This window comes from Brevundimonas sp. EU05-FHT14B11 (genome assembly GCF_058790835.1).
Window position 1 is genome coordinate 726,429 of sequence record NZ_JBYTCY010000002.1, and the last position, 17,126, is coordinate 743,554.

The 17,126-nt window shown below is 68.8% G+C and carries 11 protein-coding genes; 6 read left to right on the forward strand and 5 right to left on the reverse strand.

The features are described from left to right. Positions 1 to 13: 13 nt before the first annotated feature. Positions 14 to 808 (reverse strand): IclR family transcriptional regulator, encoded by a 795-nt coding sequence (locus AC3WRV_RS11055; RefSeq protein WP_492313607.1) that lies wholly within the window; start codon positions 806 to 808, stop codon positions 14 to 16. Positions 809 to 941: 133 nt separating this feature from the next. Here AC3WRV_RS11055 and rhmD point away from each other — a divergent pair, with 133 nt between their 5' ends. Genes rhmD through AC3WRV_RS11080 form a run of 5 tightly spaced genes read left to right on the forward strand, consistent with a single transcriptional unit; the run spans position 942 to position 5,981 of the window. Then, on the forward strand, positions 942 to 2,132 hold the full coding sequence (rhmD, locus tag AC3WRV_RS11060) for an L-rhamnonate dehydratase (protein WP_492313278.1): 1,191 nt from the start codon (positions 942 to 944) through the stop codon (positions 2,130 to 2,132). After that, positions 2,132 to 3,001 (forward strand): 2,4-didehydro-3-deoxy-L-rhamnonate hydrolase, encoded by an 870-nt coding sequence (locus AC3WRV_RS11065; RefSeq protein WP_492313279.1) that lies wholly within the window; start codon positions 2,132 to 2,134, stop codon positions 2,999 to 3,001. Before rhmD ends, AC3WRV_RS11065 begins: the two co-directional genes overlap by 1 nt. Beyond that, positions 3,002 to 3,751 (forward strand): SDR family NAD(P)-dependent oxidoreductase, encoded by a 750-nt coding sequence (locus AC3WRV_RS11070; RefSeq protein ID WP_492313280.1) that lies wholly within the window; start codon positions 3,002 to 3,004, stop codon positions 3,749 to 3,751. Positions 3,752 to 3,755: 4 nt separating this feature from the next. Then, complete coding sequence (locus tag AC3WRV_RS11075) at positions 3,756 to 4,667, forward strand: amidohydrolase family protein (RefSeq protein ID WP_492313281.1); 912 nt, start codon at positions 3,756 to 3,758, stop codon at positions 4,665 to 4,667. 48 nt (positions 4,668 to 4,715) lie between these two features. Then, positions 4,716 to 5,981, forward strand: a complete 1,266-nt coding sequence (locus AC3WRV_RS11080; protein ID WP_492313282.1) for an MFS transporter — start codon at positions 4,716 to 4,718, stop codon at positions 5,979 to 5,981. Positions 5,982 to 6,009: 28 nt separating this feature from the next. On the opposite strand, the gene bglX is transcribed toward AC3WRV_RS11080, so the two are convergent. Together bglX and AC3WRV_RS11090 are read right to left on the reverse strand one after the other, a co-directional pair. Further along, a complete protein-coding gene (bglX, locus tag AC3WRV_RS11085) occupies positions 6,010 to 8,274 on the reverse strand; it encodes a beta-glucosidase BglX (protein ID WP_492313283.1) in 2,265 nt (754 codons plus the stop codon). Positions 8,275 to 8,411: 137 nt separating this feature from the next. Beyond that, entirely contained in the window at positions 8,412 to 11,078 is a 2,667-nt protein-coding gene (locus AC3WRV_RS11090; RefSeq protein ID WP_492313608.1) for a TonB-dependent receptor, read from the reverse strand. A 268-nt stretch (positions 11,079 to 11,346) separates the two neighbouring features. Between AC3WRV_RS11090 and AC3WRV_RS11095 the strand changes: the two genes are divergently transcribed. Beyond that, positions 11,347 to 12,282 carry an alpha/beta hydrolase gene (locus AC3WRV_RS11095; protein ID WP_492313284.1) on the forward strand — a complete coding sequence of 312 codons (936 nt, stop codon included), beginning with the start codon at positions 11,347 to 11,349 and terminating at the stop codon, positions 12,280 to 12,282. 6 nt (positions 12,283 to 12,288) lie between these two features. Here AC3WRV_RS11095 and AC3WRV_RS11100 read toward each other — a convergent pair whose 3' ends face one another. Continuing rightward, positions 12,289 to 13,803, reverse strand: coding sequence for a class I adenylate-forming enzyme family protein (locus AC3WRV_RS11100; protein ID WP_492313285.1), 1,515 nt, complete (start codon positions 13,801 to 13,803; stop codon positions 12,289 to 12,291). A 12-nt stretch (positions 13,804 to 13,815) separates the two neighbouring features. Further along, entirely contained in the window at positions 13,816 to 17,088 is a 3,273-nt protein-coding gene (locus tag AC3WRV_RS11105; RefSeq protein WP_492313286.1) for a family 78 glycoside hydrolase catalytic domain, read from the reverse strand. Between the last annotated feature and the right edge of the window lie 38 nt (positions 17,089 to 17,126).

Genomic DNA, 17,126 nt, shown 5'->3' on the forward strand with positions numbered 1-17,126 from the left:
CTCCGGTGAGGGTTCAGGGTTTGGGCGACCAGCCGAGATCAAGGCTGATGGCGTTGGCGGCGTCCATGACCGTCACGGTCAGTTCGGCCATGCGGGCGTCGCTCATGTACTGGGCGGCGCTGGAGACGCTGATGGCGGCGATCACCTGGCCGTCCACCCCGCGCACGGGGGCTGCGACGCAGCGGATCTGGTCCTCGTTCTCCTCGAGGTCGAAGGCGTAGCCCTTGGCCGCGTAGCCGCGCATCCGTTCCAGCCAGACGGCGCGGGCGGCGGAATCGAACGGCTGCCCCTCCGGCGAATAGAAGTCCGTCCACTCCGCCTCGGTCTTGTCCAGGATCAAGGCCTTGCCCAGGCCCGTCGATGCGATCGGATGCCGCTCGCCCAGACGCGATCCGATGTTGATGCGCCGACGCCCGCCGACCTTGTCCAGGTAGAGGGCGTGGCGTCCGTCCAGCACGCCCAGATGCACGGTGTCCTCGGTGGCCGCCGACAGTTGCTCCAGCCATGGGCGGGCGATGCGCGGCAGATGCATCTGCTGGCTGGCCGCATGGCCGAGCTCCAGCAGCTTGGGGCCCAGGGTGTAGCCCTCGCGCGGGCGGAACGAGAGCAGGCGCCGATCCACCAACGCCGACGCCAGGCGGTGGGTGGTGCTGCGCGTCAGCTGCAGGTGTTCCGAAAGTTCGGCCAGCGACAGCGGGCCGTCGATCAGGGCGTCGATGACGTCCAGACCGCGCAGCAGCGTCTGGCTGCCGGAAGCCTTGGCGGCCTCCTCGGGCTCGCCCGTCTCGATTGACGCAGTTTGTCCCATCACGTAAGCACCTGTTTCAGAATGTAGCAAAACACGCAAGCAAAGCGGCGATTGACAGCCAGTTTGACGTGGAGCACGGAGAAGCGCCAGTGCCATCCCGAAATATGGGAAACGATCACCGGAACCGCACCGCGTGAGCCGGCTGTCCAGGATCAAGGCCGTGCGCGCCTTCGTGGTGCGGGGCGGCGGCGCCGACTATCACGACCAGTCGGACGGCCACTGGATCGATGACCACATCGCCACGCCGATGTCGAAATATCCCGAGTATCGGCAGAGCCGCCGCAGCTTCGGCATCAATGTGCTGGGCACCCTGGTGGTCGAGATCGAGGCCGAGAACGGCGTCGTCGGCTTCGCGGTGACGACCGGCGGCCAACCGGCCGCCTATATCGTCGAGAAGCATCTGGCCCGCTTCCTTGAAGGCCGCGATCCCTCCGACGTCGAGACCATCTGGGACCAGATGTATCTCTCGACCCAGTACTATGGCCGCAAGGGTCTGGTCGTGAACGCCATCTCAGGCGTCGATCTGGCGCTGTGGGACCTGCTGGGCCGCCTGCGTCAGGAGCCGGTGTTCGCCATGCTGGGCGGACCGGTGCGCGACGAGCTGACTTTCTACGCCACCGGCGCCCGCCCCGACCTAGCCAAGCAGATGGGCTTCATCGGCGGCAAGATGCCCCTGCACCACGGCCCGGCCGAGGGCGACGAGGGGTTCGCGAAGAACATCGCCGAGCTGGCCGAGATGCGGTCGCGCTGCGGGGACGACTTCTGGCTGATGTTCGACTGCTGGATGGCGCTGGACCTGGACTATGCGACCCGCCTCGCCCACGCGGCGAACGACCACGGCCTGAAGTGGATCGAGGAGGCGCTGAGCCCCGACGACTACTGGGGCTATCAGGCGCTGAAGAAGGCCGCCCCTCCCGGCATGCTGGTCACCACGGGCGAGCACGAGGCCACCCGTTGGGGCTTCCGCATGCTGCTGGAGATGGAGTGCTGCGACATCATCCAGCCGGACGTGGGCTGGTGCGGCGGCCTGACCGAGCTGATCAAGATCGCCGACATGGCCGACGCCCGGAAGGTGTTGACGATCCCGCACGGATCGTCCGTCTACAGCTACCATTTCGTGGTGACGCGCCATGACAGCCCGTTCGCCGAGTTCCTGATGATGGCGCCCAAGGCCGACGAGGTCGTGCCGATGTTCCATCCGCAGCTGATCGGCGAGCCCGTGCCCGTGAACGGCAAGCTCAAGGTTCCCGACCTCCCCGGGTTCGGCGTCGAGCTGAACCGGGACATCGCCCTTCACCGCCCCTACCCCCGCCAGGCGTCCTGATGAAATTGTTGCGTTACGGCCCCAAAGGCCTTGAGAAACCTGGCCTTCTGGACGGTGAAGGCCGCATCCGCGACCTGTCCGGCCTCGTCCCCGACATCACGCCGGACCTGCTGCACGGCGAAGGTCTGGCGAGGCTGAAGGCCGTCGATCCTGAAAGCCTTCCGCTCGTCGAGGGCGAGCCCCGTCTGGGAACGCCGGTGAACGGCAGCCGGAAATTCATCGCCATCGGCCTGAATTTCGCCGACCACGCCGCCGAGTCCGGTCTGCCCGAACCGACCGAGCCGGTCGTGTTCATGAAGGCCATCACCTGCCTGACCGGTCCGAACGACGAGGTCATGATCCCGCGCGGCTCCGAAAAGACCGACTGGGAGGTCGAGCTGGGCATCGTCATCGGCAGGGCCGCTTCGTACGTCGAGCAGGCGCAGGCCCTGGATCACGTCGCCGGCTATGTGCTGATCAACGACGTCTCCGAGCGCGCCTTCCAGACGGAGCGCGGCGGCACCTGGGACAAGGGCAAGGGCTGCGACACCTTCGGCCCCGTCGGCCCATGGGTCGTCACTGCTGACGAGGTCGGCGATCCGCAAGACCTGGACATGTGGCTGGACCTGAACGGCAAGCGCATGCAGACCGGCAACACCCGCACCATGATCTTCGGCGTGGCCGAGATCGTGTCCTACGTCAGCCAGTTCATGACGCTGGAGCCCGGCGACCTGATCACCACGGGCACGCCTCCCGGCGTCGGCCTGGGCCAGAAGCCGGAGCCCTTCTACCTGAAGCCCGGCGACGTCATGACTCTGGGCATCGAGAAACTGGGCCAGCAACGGCAGACTGTCGTCGCCTGGCGCGCCGCCACCGAAGAGGCCGCCTGAATGTCCGTGTTTGAAGGCCGCTTTTCCGGTCGCCGCGCCATCGTCACCGGCGGCGCGTCGGGCCTGGGCAAGGCCGCCGCCGCCCGCATCGTCGCCGAAGGCGGCCAGGTCTCGCTCTGGGACCTGAACGCCGAAACCCTGTCCGCCGCCGCCGACGGGATCGGCGCGGCCCATACGGTCGCACTGGATGTCTCTGACCCCGACGCGGTGGCTGACGCCGCCCGCGCCGCCAAAGAGGCACTGGGCGGCCTCGATATCCTGATCGCCTCGGCCGGGATCACGGGCGCAACCGTGCCGGTGAAGGACTTCCCGATCGACAGCTGGCGGCGGGTCATCGACATCAATCTGAACGGCGTCTTCTACTGCTGCCGCGCGGTCGTGCCCTATCTGCTCGAGAACGGCTACGGACGGATCGTCAACGTGGCCTCCGTCGCGGGCAAGGAGGGCAACCCCAACGCCTCCGCCTATTCCGCCTCCAAGGCCGGGGTGATCGGCCTGACCAAGTCGCTGGGCAAGGAGTTGGCCACCTCGGGCGTGATCGTCAACAGTCTGACGCCCGCCACCTTCGAGAGCCCCATCCTGGCCCAGATGCCGCAAAGCCAGGTCGATTACATGCGCTCCAAGATCCCCATGGGGCGACTGGGCGAGGTCGATGAGAGCGCCGCCATGGTCTGTTTCATGGCGTCCGAGGAATGCAGCTTCACGACCGCCTCGACCTTCGACACCTCCGGCGGCCGGACGACCTACTAGGGGCATGCAGCAGGTGGGCAGGGACATCCGCATCGTCGATCCGCATGTCCACCTGTGGGACCTGTCGCGCGCACACTATGCCTGGCTTCAGGACGAGCCGCTGCCCCACAATCCGGCCGGCGACATGAGCCCGATCGCCCACCGCGACTACGGCCTGGCCGACTACCGTGCCGACACCGCCGGCTGGACAGTCGACAAGATCATCCATGTGGAATGCGGTCTGCCGCGCGGCGCGCAGCTGGCCGAGACGGACTGGCTGCAAACCCTCGCCGACGACAGCGGCTTCCCGCAGGGGATCGTCGCCGGCGCGGACCTGCTGGACCCCGATCTCGACGCCCTGCTGGAGGCGCACGCCGCCAGGCGCAATGTGCGCGGCGTCCGTCAGATCGTCTGCTGGCACGCTGATCCGGCCAAGACCTATACCGCCCGCGACCTGCTGCTGGACCCCGCGTGGGAGGCCGGCTTCGCCCGGTTGGCGCGGTACGGCCTGTCATTCGACCTTCAGCTCTATCCGTCGCAGATGGCCGCGGCGGCGGCGCTGGCCGACCGCCATCCGGACATTCCCCTCATCGTCAATCACGCCGGCCTGCCGACCGATCGCGACCCGGCGGGGATAGCGGCCTGGCGCGACGGCCTGCGCGGGCTCGCCGCCCGGCCGCAGGTCTCGATCAAGATCTCCGGCCTGGGCATCACCGACCGCGCCTGGACGACAGAGTCGATCCGGCCCGTGGCGCTGGAATGCATCGAGGCCTTCGGCGCCGGGCGCGCCATGTTCGCCAGCGACTTCCCGGTCGACAAGGTCCACGGCAGTTTCGACGCCGTATTCTCGGCCTTCGACGCCATCACCGCCGGCTTCAGCGATGACGAGCGGGAGCGGCTGTTCGCCGCCAACGCCGAGGCGACCTACCGCATCTGAAAAGCACACCAAGCCGCCGCGAAAGACGGGGCCGAGAGGGAGGATTTCATGGTCATCGAAACGGACGCGGCCCACACGCCGGGCGGGCTGGCCCGACCGGGGGGAAGCCTGCGCGGCCCCCTGGCCTTCGCCATCGCCTGCTTCCTGATCTGGGGGCTGGCCTACGGCCTGCTGGACGTCCTGAACAAGCATTTCCAGGAGACCCTGAGCATCAGCCAGGCCGACAGCTCCTGGCTGCAGATCGCCTATTTCGGCGCCTATCTGCTGATCAGCTTCCCGGCCGGAATGCTGCTGCACGCCCGAGGCTACAAGGTCGGCATCGTCTCGGGCCTGGCGGTGACCGCGTTCGGGGCGCTGCTGTTCATCCCGGCCGCGGCGGCCGGCGCCTTCCTGCCGTTCGTCGGATCGATGTTCGTCCTGGCCGCCGGCCTGTGCATCCTCGAGACCTCGGCCGACACCTACGTCAATGTGCTGGGAGACCCGGCCAAGGCGTCGCAGCGGCTCAACCTGGCCCAGTCCTTCAACGCCCTGGGCGTCTTCTTCGGCCCGCTGATCGGCGGGGCGGTCTTCTTCAGCCCCAGCACCACGGCAGCCCTGGGCGGCGCGACCCGTTCGATCCAGACCGTGTATGGCCTGATCGCGGTGGCGGTGCTGGTCTTCGCCGTCGCCGTCTGGCGCGCCCGGCTGCCCGAGACGGGCCTGTCGGATCACGGCGACGCGGCCGCGGGCGACGCCCCTGCCCGCTCCCTCGCTCAACAGCCGCACTTCATCGCCGGCGTCGTCACCCAGGCCCTCTACATCGGCGCCCAGGTCGGCATCGGCGCCTATTTCATCAATCTGGTCACCCACACCTGGACGGGCCTGACGTCGCAGCAGGGCGCCTTCATGCTGTCGCTGGCCGCCATCGGCTATCTGGTCGGGCGGTTCGCCGCGACGGCGCTGCTGCTGCGGGTCAAACCGCGCACCCTTCTGACCACCTACGGCCTGGTCAACGTGGCGCTGACCCTGGTGGTCGCGGCCGGGATCGAGCGGATCTCGCCCATCGCCCTGATCGCGGTCTTCTTCTTCATGTCGACCATGTTCGCGACCATCTTCGCCCTGGGCACGACCGGACTGGGAAGCGGGACCAAGAAGGCCTCGTCGCTGATGGTCATGGCGATCGGCGGCGGCGTGCTGCTGCCCTGGCCCATGGGACGGATCGCCGACCTGTATGGCGCCAACGTCGCCTTCCTGCTGCCCGCGGCCTGTTTCGCCGTGGTGGCCTGGTACGGCTGGAAGGGCGCAGGACTGGGCCGGGGGGCGGCCGCCGCCTGACCCTTGCCGCCGGCCTTCGGGGTTCGCGTCAGCGAACCTCGAAGGTGGTGTGCAGTTCGGCCCGGGAATCCCCGCCAATCCAGACGTCGAAGGCGCCGGGATCCATCACCCAGCCGCGTTCCGCCGCGCTCCAGTAGCGGAGCTCGGCTTCGCCCAGGGTGAAGGTCACGGTGCGGCTTTCGCCGGGAGCCAGGGTGACGCGCTGGAAGCCCTTCAGCTCGCGAACGGGGCGCGTCGCCCGGCCCGCCTGCTGATGGATGTAGAGCTGAACGGTCTCGTCGCCCGTGCGGTCGCCGGTGTTGGTGACGACTGCCGAAACGGTGATGCGTCCGTCCCGCGCCACGACAGGCCGATCGATGGCGATGTCGGAGAAGCCGAACGTCGTATAGCTGAGCCCATAGCCGAACGGGTACAGCGGCGTGGACGCCTCATCCCAGTATCGGGTGGCGACGCCCGCGGGCTCCTTGGTCGCGTTGTGCGCGTAGTAGAGCGGGATCTGACCCGCTTCGCGCGGCCAGGTCACAGGCAGCTTACCGCCGGGGTTCACGTCCCCGAACAGGACGTTGGCCACCGCCGCGCCGCCTTCGGACCCGGGATGCCATGCTTCCAGGATCGCGGGGACCTTGGCCTGGGCGTCGCGGATATCGAGCGGCCGACCGTTCATCATCACCATGACCACGGGCTTGCCCAGGGCGGCGACGGCGTCGATCAACGCCTGCTGGCGTCCCGGCAGGGACAGGGACACGCGCGAGGCCTGCTCGCCGCTCATGTAGAAGTCCTCGCCGACCACCAGCACGATCAGATCAGACCGACCGGCCAGTTCAACCGCCCGCGCGAACTCCTCGTCGGCCTGGGCTTCGGTCCAGCGTCGCGGCTGCGGCCTCAGGGCGGCGAACATCGACGCCGTCCCGCGCCGCAGCTGGACGCCAGGCGCGGTTTCGACCTCGGCCGCCCCGTTCAGCTCGGCCTTCACGCCCTCATAGAGGGTCACGGTCTCGTCCGGTTTGTCGGCGAAAGACCAAGGACCGACGGTGTCGATGGGCGAGTCCGCCATCGGCCCGATCACGGCCACGCGCCGGTGCGCGCCGCGCTCGAGCGGCAGCAGGCCGCCGGTGTTCTGCAGCAGCACCATCGACCGTTCCGCCGCCACCCGCGCCAGATCGCGATGCGCGGGCGCCGACAGCACACCCTCCGTCAGCGCGGGGTCGGTATAGGGCTGTTCGAACAGGCCCATCCGGAACTTGGCGACCAGCACCCGGCGCACGGCGCGATCAATGATCGCCTCCTCGAGCCGCCCCTGCCGGACCGCGTCGACCAGCTGGCCGAAGGCGCCGGTCCCCAGCGACATCTCCATGTCATTCCCTGCCCTGACCGACCGCACCGCGGCGTCCACCGGGTCCAGGGAGAAGTCCTGCGGGATCAGGCTGCGCACGGCGTTGGCGTCCGAGACCACGAAGCCTTCGAAGCCCAGTTCGCCGCGCAACAGGTCGTTCAACAGCCAGTCGTTGGCCACCGCAGGCACGTCGTTCAGCTCCATATAGGCGCTCATGACATTGCCCGCGCCCGCCTCGATGGCGGCGACGAAGGGCGGCAGATAGACGTTGTACAGCTGGTTGTCGGACAGGTTGACGCTATCGTAGTCCCGCCCGCCTTCGGACGCGCCGTAGCCGATGAAATGCTTGGGGCCGGCGATGACCCGGCCGGGCCCTCCGATGGTCTCGCCTTGGAAGCCCCGAACCTGAGCGCGCGCCAGAACGGAGCCGAGGTAGGGGTCCTCGCCTGGGCCTTCGACGATACGGCCCCAGCGCGGGTCGCGCGTGATGTCCAGCATAGGGGCGAAGGTCCAGTGGATGCCCGTCGCGCGCGCCTCGGCGGCGGCGACCGCCTGCGACTGCTCGACCAGATCGGGGTCCCACGTCGCGGCCATGCCCAGCGGCACCGGGAAGATGGTCCGGAAGCCGTGCACGACATCGTAGCCGAACAGCAGCGGGATCCCGAGCCGGGTCTCCTCCACCGCCATGTGCTGCAGACGGTTGATGACGACGGGATCGCGCACGAACAACAGGGACCCCAGCCCGCCCGCCCGCACCCGCGCCTCGACCGGCGCGGCGCTGCCCAGCACGAACTGCTGGCTGATCTGACCGACCTTCTCTTCCAGCGTCATGCGCGCGATCAGGGCGTCGGCCCGCGCCTCGGGAGACGCCAGGGGGGCAGCGGCGCCGGGCGCGGACGCCGGGACGGCCGAGGGATGCGGCCCGGTCTGGGCCAGGACGCCGGTCCCGCTCCAGCTCACGATCGCGGCGCCGAGAAGAAGACGTTGGAGAAGTCGCGACCGCATCAGACACACACCAAAAAAATGGGCCGACGCGGAGGCTGATCCACGTCGGCCAGTCAAGTCGTCGCGGCCCGGGAGACCGCTCCGGCTCAGGATCAGAACGTCTTGCGAATGCCCACCGAGATCATCCGCCCCAGGGTCGCGCCGTTCGCCGTGCCGCCGGCCGCATTGTAATACGGCGGCGTTTCGTCGAGCAGGTTGTCGAGATTGACGGTCAGCGTCGTGTCGCTCAGGACCCCGCCGAACGACAGGTCATAGGCGGCGAACAGATTGACCGTGGTGAAGCTGTCGATCTCGGTCTGGCCGACGATGCCCTGCACATCCGCCGCGGCGTTGTGATTGACCGTCAGTTCGACGGCGAACGCATCGATCGACACGCCCGCGGATCCCACCAGGGAATAGGGGCTGGATCCGTTGTTGAACTCGTCGGTCACCGGACCGCCGGCGATGGGGCGGCTGTCGCGGGTCAGGTTATAGGTGCCGGCCAGGCCGACGTGCCAGGCCCCGAAATCGGCGGGGCGGAAATACTGCAGATTGAAGTCGATGCCGTCGACATCGAGCGTGCCCAGATTGGTGCGGCGCGCGTCGATCAGGACGGCCGGCGTCAGGAAGCCGGTGTACAGGGCCGCGATGCTGGGCGCCCCCTCGACCCGCATTCCGGAAGTGGCCGCAAGCGCCTGGGCCTGGGTCGGATTGCGGATGAAGTAGGAGGCATAGGCGGGGTTGGCGAAGAAGGGCGCGCCGCTCAGGAACGGCGCCAGGCCGATCGCATCGGTGAAGGCGACGTTGAAATAGGTCACGCTGGCGCTAAAGCCGTCCAGCGCGCCCTCGGGCTTCCAGTCGAAGCCCAGCGACCAGGTGTCGGCCTCTTCCGGCTTCAGGTTGGGGTTGCCCCCCGCCAGAAGGATGGTGGGGCGGAACAGGTCGGTGAAGGGACTGCCGGCCGGAAGGAACGGACTGACGCTCAGGACCTGGGCGCGCGTATCGACCGCCTGGCCCATGTCCGCCAGGCTCGGCGCGTGGAACGAGGTCCCCCAGTTGCCGCGCACGGTCAGCGACGGAATGGGGCGGTAGTTGAACCCGATCTTGGGATTGGTCGTGTCGCCGACGTCGCTATAGGAATCGTAGCGCACCGAAGCGGACAGATCGAACGATCCCAGCGAGACGCTGTCGAACACCGGAACCAGCACTTCGCCGAAGACCGATTTGACGTCCCGCTTGGCGGAGGCCTCGCCCAGAACCAGAGCGGACGGCGGACCGGCTCCCTGCTCGGCGTCGATCGTCTCCTCGTGATACTCGGCGCCCAGGGCCACCTTCACCTCCCCGGCGGGCAGGCTCCACAGCACGCCGTCGGCGACGGCGCGGACTTCGCGGATTTCCTGGACCGAGTGGCCATAGCTCTGGAAATTGATGATCCCGTCCAGCACCGCCCGGTTGGTGGCGCCGACATTGTAGGGATTGAGCGCGGTCGCGGTCGTCGTTCCCGCCAGCGCCGCGGCTTCCGCGGCGGTGTTGATCTGCCAGGTCCGCACCAGGTTGGTGCTCCGGCCCCAGTTCAGTGAACCGCGCAGGCGCCAATCGTCGGTCAGCTGATAGGTCAGCGAGGGCGTCAAGCCGGCGGAGGTGAAGCGGCTGGTGTTCTCGGGCGCATCGACGCCCCAGGCCGCCGAATAGTTGAAGGCGACGGAGTGGCCGAGCTCGCCCGCGACGGACTGGAAATAGGGGTTCGCCGCCGTGATTGTGCCGCTGCCCCGGATGCCGGTGCCTTCGGTGGCCGACATGCCCCGACGGGTGGTCTCGCGCTGGGCGTAATAACCGGTCGCTTCGAACACCAGACGGTCGCTCAGGTTATGAGTGACCGCGGCGAACAGGCTGTGACGCTCTTCTTCCGGATAGAAGTCGATGACATCGGCTTCGTCGCACAGGTTCGTCCCCGGCGTCCGGCTCGGCAGGGTGTAGTTCACGCCCGGCAGGAGCGGAGAGAAGGGATTGGGGGTCGTGATCGTGCCCGGCGAACAGGCGTTCGACCGCAGATCCGAGCCGCCCCGGCTGCGCAGGTCCTGGGTGAAATAGTCCCGGTCGGCGCCGATGATGTTGCTGTGCCGGGCGTAGGCGTAGGAGATGATGGCCGAACCGCCGGTCCAGTCGTGACCCGCCGTCAGGTTCAGGTCGGACTGGTCGTAGCCGTCGGCGACGCCGTAGCGGCCGGTCAGCTCGACGCCGTCGAAGCGCTTGCGGGTGATGAAGTTGACCACGCCGCCGATGGCGTCGGAGCCATAGATGGACGACCCGCCGTCAGGGATGACCTCGACGCGTTCGATCATGCCCGGCGGGATGATGCTCGGGTCCGGCGAGGTCTGCAGGACCCCGGCGCCGACCAGACGGTTCCCGTTCAGCAGGACCAGCGTCGTCGAGCCGCCCGAGGCGCCAAGGTTACGGATGTTGGGCCGGTTGATCGGCAGGGCGATCGTGCCGCCGGGCTGGGGCGCGCCGTTGAACGAGTTCGAAATCTGCGGGATCCGCGCCAGCAGATCGTTGGAAGACGCCACGCCGGTCCGGGTGATGTCCTCGCGATCGACGCTGACCACATTGGTGCCCGTCGGCGCGACGCCGCGCAGCAGAGTGCCGGTCACCACGACATCATCGATCGCGACCGGCTCGTCCTCGGGCGCGCTCGACGGAGCGGGCGCGACCTGCGCCGCCGCGGCTCCGGCCGCACTGACGCCGAGAAAGACGAGAGCGGTCGTCGCCAGCAGTCTCATGGTCAAGGTCGCATTTCGCATATGTCATCCCCCCAGGCCTCGTGGACCTGTCCGCCTCGGCGGTTGTTTCCGGACATCGGCGCGACCGAGAAACGGGGGGCCGATTAATCACTCCCAGCGACAGTTGAACCTGTCGTCCCAGATTGTGAGCGGAGGTTCCGTTATTTCAAAAGTGTCGTCAACAATTATTTGAGCGATTGCATAACCAAACCGCGCGGGGCTAGCTATCCCGTGTCGCCGTCCGCACACGGACGCTCCGAAGGGCGAGATGATCGCCGCCGTCGCCGCCCAGGAGGTCTGTCCCATGTCGTCCCCGATCACCCGTCTCGGACTCATGTTGGCCGCCTGCCTGGCCCTCGCCCTCCCCGCCCGGGCCCAGTCGCCCGCGTTCGACGTCTGGCCGGGCGCGGCCCCGGGATCGGAACATGCGACTCAGGTCGAGGCGGTCAGCCCCTTCCCCACCGGCGCCTTCCAGGTGGTGCGCAACGTCACCCGGCCGACCTTGCAGGTCTTCCAACCCGCGCCCGGGACCGCGACCGGCGCCGCCGTCATCGTCGCGCCGGGCGGCGGCTTCCGCTTTCTGACCATGCAGGCCGAGGGCGTGGACGTCGCCCGGGCGCTGACCGCTCACGGCGTCACGGTCTTCGTGCTGAAGTACCGGACCATCGAGACGCCGGTCGACGACCGCCAGCTCTGGCGCGAATTCTTCGTCTTCATGGCCCAGGCGAGCGCGCGCGGCGGCGAGTTGAACCTGGACGACGCCGCTGCACCCGGCGTCGAGGACGGCCTCCAGGCCCTGGCCCTGGTGCGCAGCCGCGCGGCGGACTGGGGCGTCGATCCGGCCAAGGTCGGTATGATCGGCTTCTCGGCCGGAGCGAGAGTGACCGCCGGCGCCCTGCTGGCCCCGGACGCGGCCGCCCGTCCCGCCTTCGCCGGCCTGATCTACGGCGCCGCGTTCAACGACGCGCCCGTGCCCACGGACCTGCCTCCGGTGTTCCTGGCCGTCGCCGGTGACGACAAACTGGCCGCCCCGACGGTCCTGCGCTTTTACCAGGCCGCCTCGCGCGGGACCCGGCAGCCCGAACTGCACGTCTACGCCAAGGGCGGGCACGGCTTCGGCATGAACCATCAGGGAACCAGCAGCGACTTCTGGATCGACGACCTGCTCAACTGGCTGACGGTCCAGGACCTCGCCAGGCCCTGACGGGACTCAGCGGGCCGCCAAGTCGGCCAGCGCGGTCTTCAACACCTTGCCCAGGGCGTTGCGCGGCAGTTCGTCCAGGCGGATGACGGCGGACAGGCGCTGAACCGGCCCAAGCCGCTCATTGGCCCAGGCCCGGACGGCCTCAACATCAACATCCGACGCGCCGACCACGAACCCCACCGGGGTTTCACCCCATTTCTCGTCCGGCACGCCCACGACGGCGGACTCGGCCACCGCCGGATGCTGATCCAGCTGCTTCTCAAGATCGACCGGGTAGATATTGAATCCGCCCGAGATAATCATGTCCTTCTTGCGCCCGACGATCTCCAGGAAGCCGTCTTCGTCGAACCGCCCCAGATCGCCGGTGCGGATGAAGGCCCGGCCGTCCGCGGACTCCCAGCGCCCGGCCGCGGTCGCCTCGGGACGATTGTGATAGCCGGCCATCATCATCTGCTCGGAGTAGCTGACGATCTCGCCGACCTCCCCGACCGCCCGTTCGAGGCCGGCGTCGTCGATGATCCGCATGTCGGCGCCCGGTGCGGGCATGCCGACGGTGTGGAGCTTGTGCGGGAACAGATGGGCAGGCAGCAGGCAGACGCCGCCGCCCTCGGTCATGCCGAACAGCTCCAGAAGGCCGCCGGGCCAGCGCCGCAGCACCTCGGACTTCAGCTCGACCGAGAACGGCGCGCTGGTGCATAGCTTCAGCAGGAACGCCGACAGGTCCGCGCCGTCGAACAGGGGGCTCGCCATCAGCCGCTGGTACTGCACCGGAACCAGCATGGTGTGGGTCGCCGCGTGCTGTTCGGCCAGGCGCAGGAATTCGCCCACATCGAATTTGCGCATCAGGACGACCGTGCCGCCCGACAGCAGGGCCGGCAGCAGGGTGACCAGCGTCGTGTTCGAATACATCGGCGTCGTCAGCAGGGTGACGGCCTGGGAACCGAACAGGCCGGCCAAGGCGCCCATCTGCCGCTCGCGCATGGCGTGGGAGTGGATGATGCCCTTGGGGACCCCCGTGGTGCCCGATGAATAGATCAGGTTGAACGCCGCGCCCGGCGCGATCTCGACGGCGGTCGGCGCCGCGCCGGACGTCGCCAGCCAGGCCGGCCAGGCCCCTTCGTCCTCGCCCTCGCCGTCGAGGATGACGACCAGGGGACCGCCTTCGGATGTCTCGATCCGGCCGAACTGGGCGCTGTCAGCGAACACCAGCGCGGGCCGGGCGTCGCCCAGCATGGCGGCCAGCACTTCGGCCGTGACGCCGGTCGCCAGCGGAACGGGCGTCATCCCGGCCCGCACGGCGCCGAGGAAGGCGACGGCGTAGGCCAGTCCCGGCTCACCCAGCAGGGCGACGCGATCCCCGACCGACAGCCCGTCCCGTTGCAGCGCGGCGGCGGTCCGGTCCATCAGCTGATCCAGGACGGCGTAGCTCAGGACCGTCCCGCCTTGGATCAGCGCTGCACGGTCGCCCGCTTCCCCGGCGTGATGGGTGATGGCCCCGGAAAGGGACGATGGTGCTGACATGTCCGGCGCGTCTCAGTTCGGCGTGAAGGTGAAGGTCGTAGCCCCGGAGCCCACCGCATAGACCGCGTGGCCGTCCTGGACCCGCAGGTAGCGCGCGCCGCGGGGCTGGCGAGCCAGGCGCTCGCCGCCGTTGGGTAGCCATATCTCCGCCCGGGTCGCTCCGGGGACGACCACGTCGAGCACGGCCTGGGTCCCGTCACGGCGCCAAGCCGACCGGATCTGTCCACGCGGCGCGTCGATCGTGGCGGCGGCGTGATCCAGCCCCGACGGCAAGGCCGGGCGAATGACCAGATCGGCATAGCCGGGCGACGCGGACCGGATGCCGGCGAGCCCCTCGTAGAACCAGTCGCTGATCGACGCGAAATAGTGGTGGTTCCAGGATCGGGAGGTCAGTCCCCACCCCTCCAGCATCGAGTTGATGTCGTTCTCCAGCCAGAAGCCCCAGCTGGGCTGGGTCGTGCGCGTGGCCGTCCGGTAGACGGTGTCCGCATGGCCGTGGTCGGTCAGCAGGGTCATGGCGTAGCGCAGCGGGTAGACGCCCATGGTCAGGGTCAGGTCGTTCGCTTCCAGATCGGCGGCCACCGCATCGGCGACGGCCTGCGCCTCACCGTCCGGAACCAGGCCGAACGCCAGCGGCAGGATGTTCTGGGTCTGGCTGAACGGCGGCGTCGGACCGTTCGCGATCGGCGGCGTCAGATAGCGCCGGGCCGCCGCATTCCAGTATTTCCGATTGTAGGCCTCGCGAACGCGCCCAGCGAGCTCGCCGTACCGCGCCGCGTCCTCCGCCTTGCCCAGCGCCGCCGCGTTGCGCGCCAGCATCGACACCATGTGGAAATAATAGGCCGAGGACGTCGCATCGACCGGACCGAAGGGCCCCTTCCCGGCATAGTCGCCCAAGCCTCGGGCATAGGTGAAGTCGGGCGCGGTGATGAGCGTGCCGGTGTAGTCGACCAGCCGCTTCTGGGCCTCGTACATCGCCGCCAGGATGGTCTCGTCGCCGTAGTGGCGCACCAGCTCGTCCGGGATCACGAACATCGCCGCGTCCCAGGCGGGCGTCGGTCCCCAGATGAAGGACCAGCCCGGCGTCTGCTCGAAGCCGTAGAATGAGGTCGAGGGCACGATCTCGGGCAGCTCCCCGCTGGACGCCTGGGCGTCGCGGAAGTCGGCCAGCCATTTGGTCCAGACCCGCGCCATCCCGAAATTCACCCCGGCGGCGGCCGACGACGCCTGGGCGTCTCCGGTCCAGCCGTTCTTCTCCAGGCTGGGCGTGTCGGTCATCAGCCCGTGCATGTTGTTCAGCAGGGCGTTCTGCGACGCCTGCTGGATTCGGTTCAGCAAGGAATTGCCGCTCTCGAAGGCGCCGATCCGGGGCACGTCGGAATGGATGATCTCGGCGACCACGAAGTCGTCGGCCGGCGGCGCGTCCAGGCCCTCGACCTGGATATAGCGGAACCCGGCATAGCTGAAACGCGGAGCCCAACGTTCCGTCCCTGCACCGGAGAAGGTGTAGCGCAGCGTCTGCAGCTGGGCGTCGATCAGGCCGCTGGCCACCAGAGCGGTTCCGTCCTCGGCCTTCTTCTCGGTCAGGACAAGGCTGACCGTCCGTCCGTTCGCTCCCGACATCGTCAGGCGGGGCCGCCCGGTCAGGATGCGTCCGAAATCGAACACCCAGACGCCCGGACGGACCTCGGTGCGTGCGACCGGGCGCAGGTCCTCGATCGGACGGATCGGCTCGGCCGCGGCGGCGACGAGGGCGCCGCGCGGGCCTGCCGCTTCCATCGCCGGCGTCCAGTCGTTCGCAGCGAACGCGGCGGTCCTCCAGCCCTGCGGCTCCAGCCGGGCGTCATAGCGTTCGCCGGCGTAGATGGAGTCGTGGCGGGTCGGCCCGTCGGCGGTCTTCCAGTTCCGGTCGGAGGCGATCACCTGACGGCGTCCGTCGGCGAAGACGATCTCCAGCTGCGCGCGCAGGGCCGGTTCGGCATGCCATGCCGCCTGATGGAAATACCATTCATTGGGCTCGGTGACGCCGTACCAGCCCCGCCCCAGTTCGGCCGCCAGCACGTTCCGCCCTCGCGCCAGCAGCGGCGCGACATCATAGGCCTGATACAGGACCCGATGATCGTAGTCGGTCCACCCCGGCGCCATCGGCAGTTCCGACAGGGGCGTGCCGTTCACCGTCATATCGGCCCAGCCGCCGACGGCGACATACAGCCGGGCGGAAGCGATCTCGCCCGCTTCCAGATCGAAGTCCCGCCGCAGCAGGGGCGCGGGATTGGACAGGGGCAGAACGATGTCCTTGGTCGGCACCCCCGAGGGCAGCAGCAGGCCGTCCGGGCCGACGCTCCCGCCGCTCAGGGGATTCTCGCCCCGCTCGAACCGGGTCTCGAAGGCCGGGCCGTCGGAGGCCGACGCCGGCGCGATCGAAAGGCCGTGGATCACGGCCGCATCGGCGGCTGGGGCCAGGAAGCCGACTGTACCCCGCGTCTGGCTGGCGTCGCGGAGCGCGTCGACCTGACGTCCGTCCAGGCGGGTGACGATCCGGTCGCCCACAGCCTCGATGCTCAGGACATGGCGTCCCTGGCGCAGCGCCTCCGCCGAAAGGCCCAGCGGCACGGTCTTCAGGGCAGTCTGATTGACCATCGAGCGGCTGCCGCCCGGATAATCGCGGACCTGGGCGATCAGGACGGCGGCGCCGCCCTCGTCCTCGGAGATGCGCCAGGCATAGGCCTCGCCATAGGTCTTGCCGACCGGGCTGGCCCGGAAGAGCACATCGAACATGCGCCCCCGCAGCGTGAAGTCGACGGTGATGACCGCGTCGGACCAGCCGGTCGGGGCCGTCGCGTTGCGCTGGATCCAGCGCCCCTGCCAATCGCCCGGCTGGAGCAGCCCGGCCTCCCAGGACGCCGGCGTGCTCCAGGGCGTGGCGCGGCCACGTTCATCCCACAAGCGGACCTGCCACACGCGCCGTTCCCGGGACGCCGCCACGGGGCCGTCATAGGTCGCGGCGGCGGCGGTCGGCGACGCCGTCCGCCCGCTGTCCCACAGCAGCCGTCCCTCGCCCAGGTCGCGTTCAGACGCCGCGACGCGCACCTGCCAAGCGGTCTGCCCGCGAACCGGCGGCCGCCATGACAACCGGGGCCGGGGCGTATCCACGCCGATCGGATCGACGGCCCCGTTGGTTCTCAAGGCGACGGGCCGGTCCGTCGGTTCCCCCTCGGCGCGAACGGCGCCGACCGACAACAGAAGGCAGGCCAGGGCCGCCATGACCAGCTTGAGCATCGACATGGCGCAATTCTCCCTCGCCGCCGCGACGGGCGGTTGCT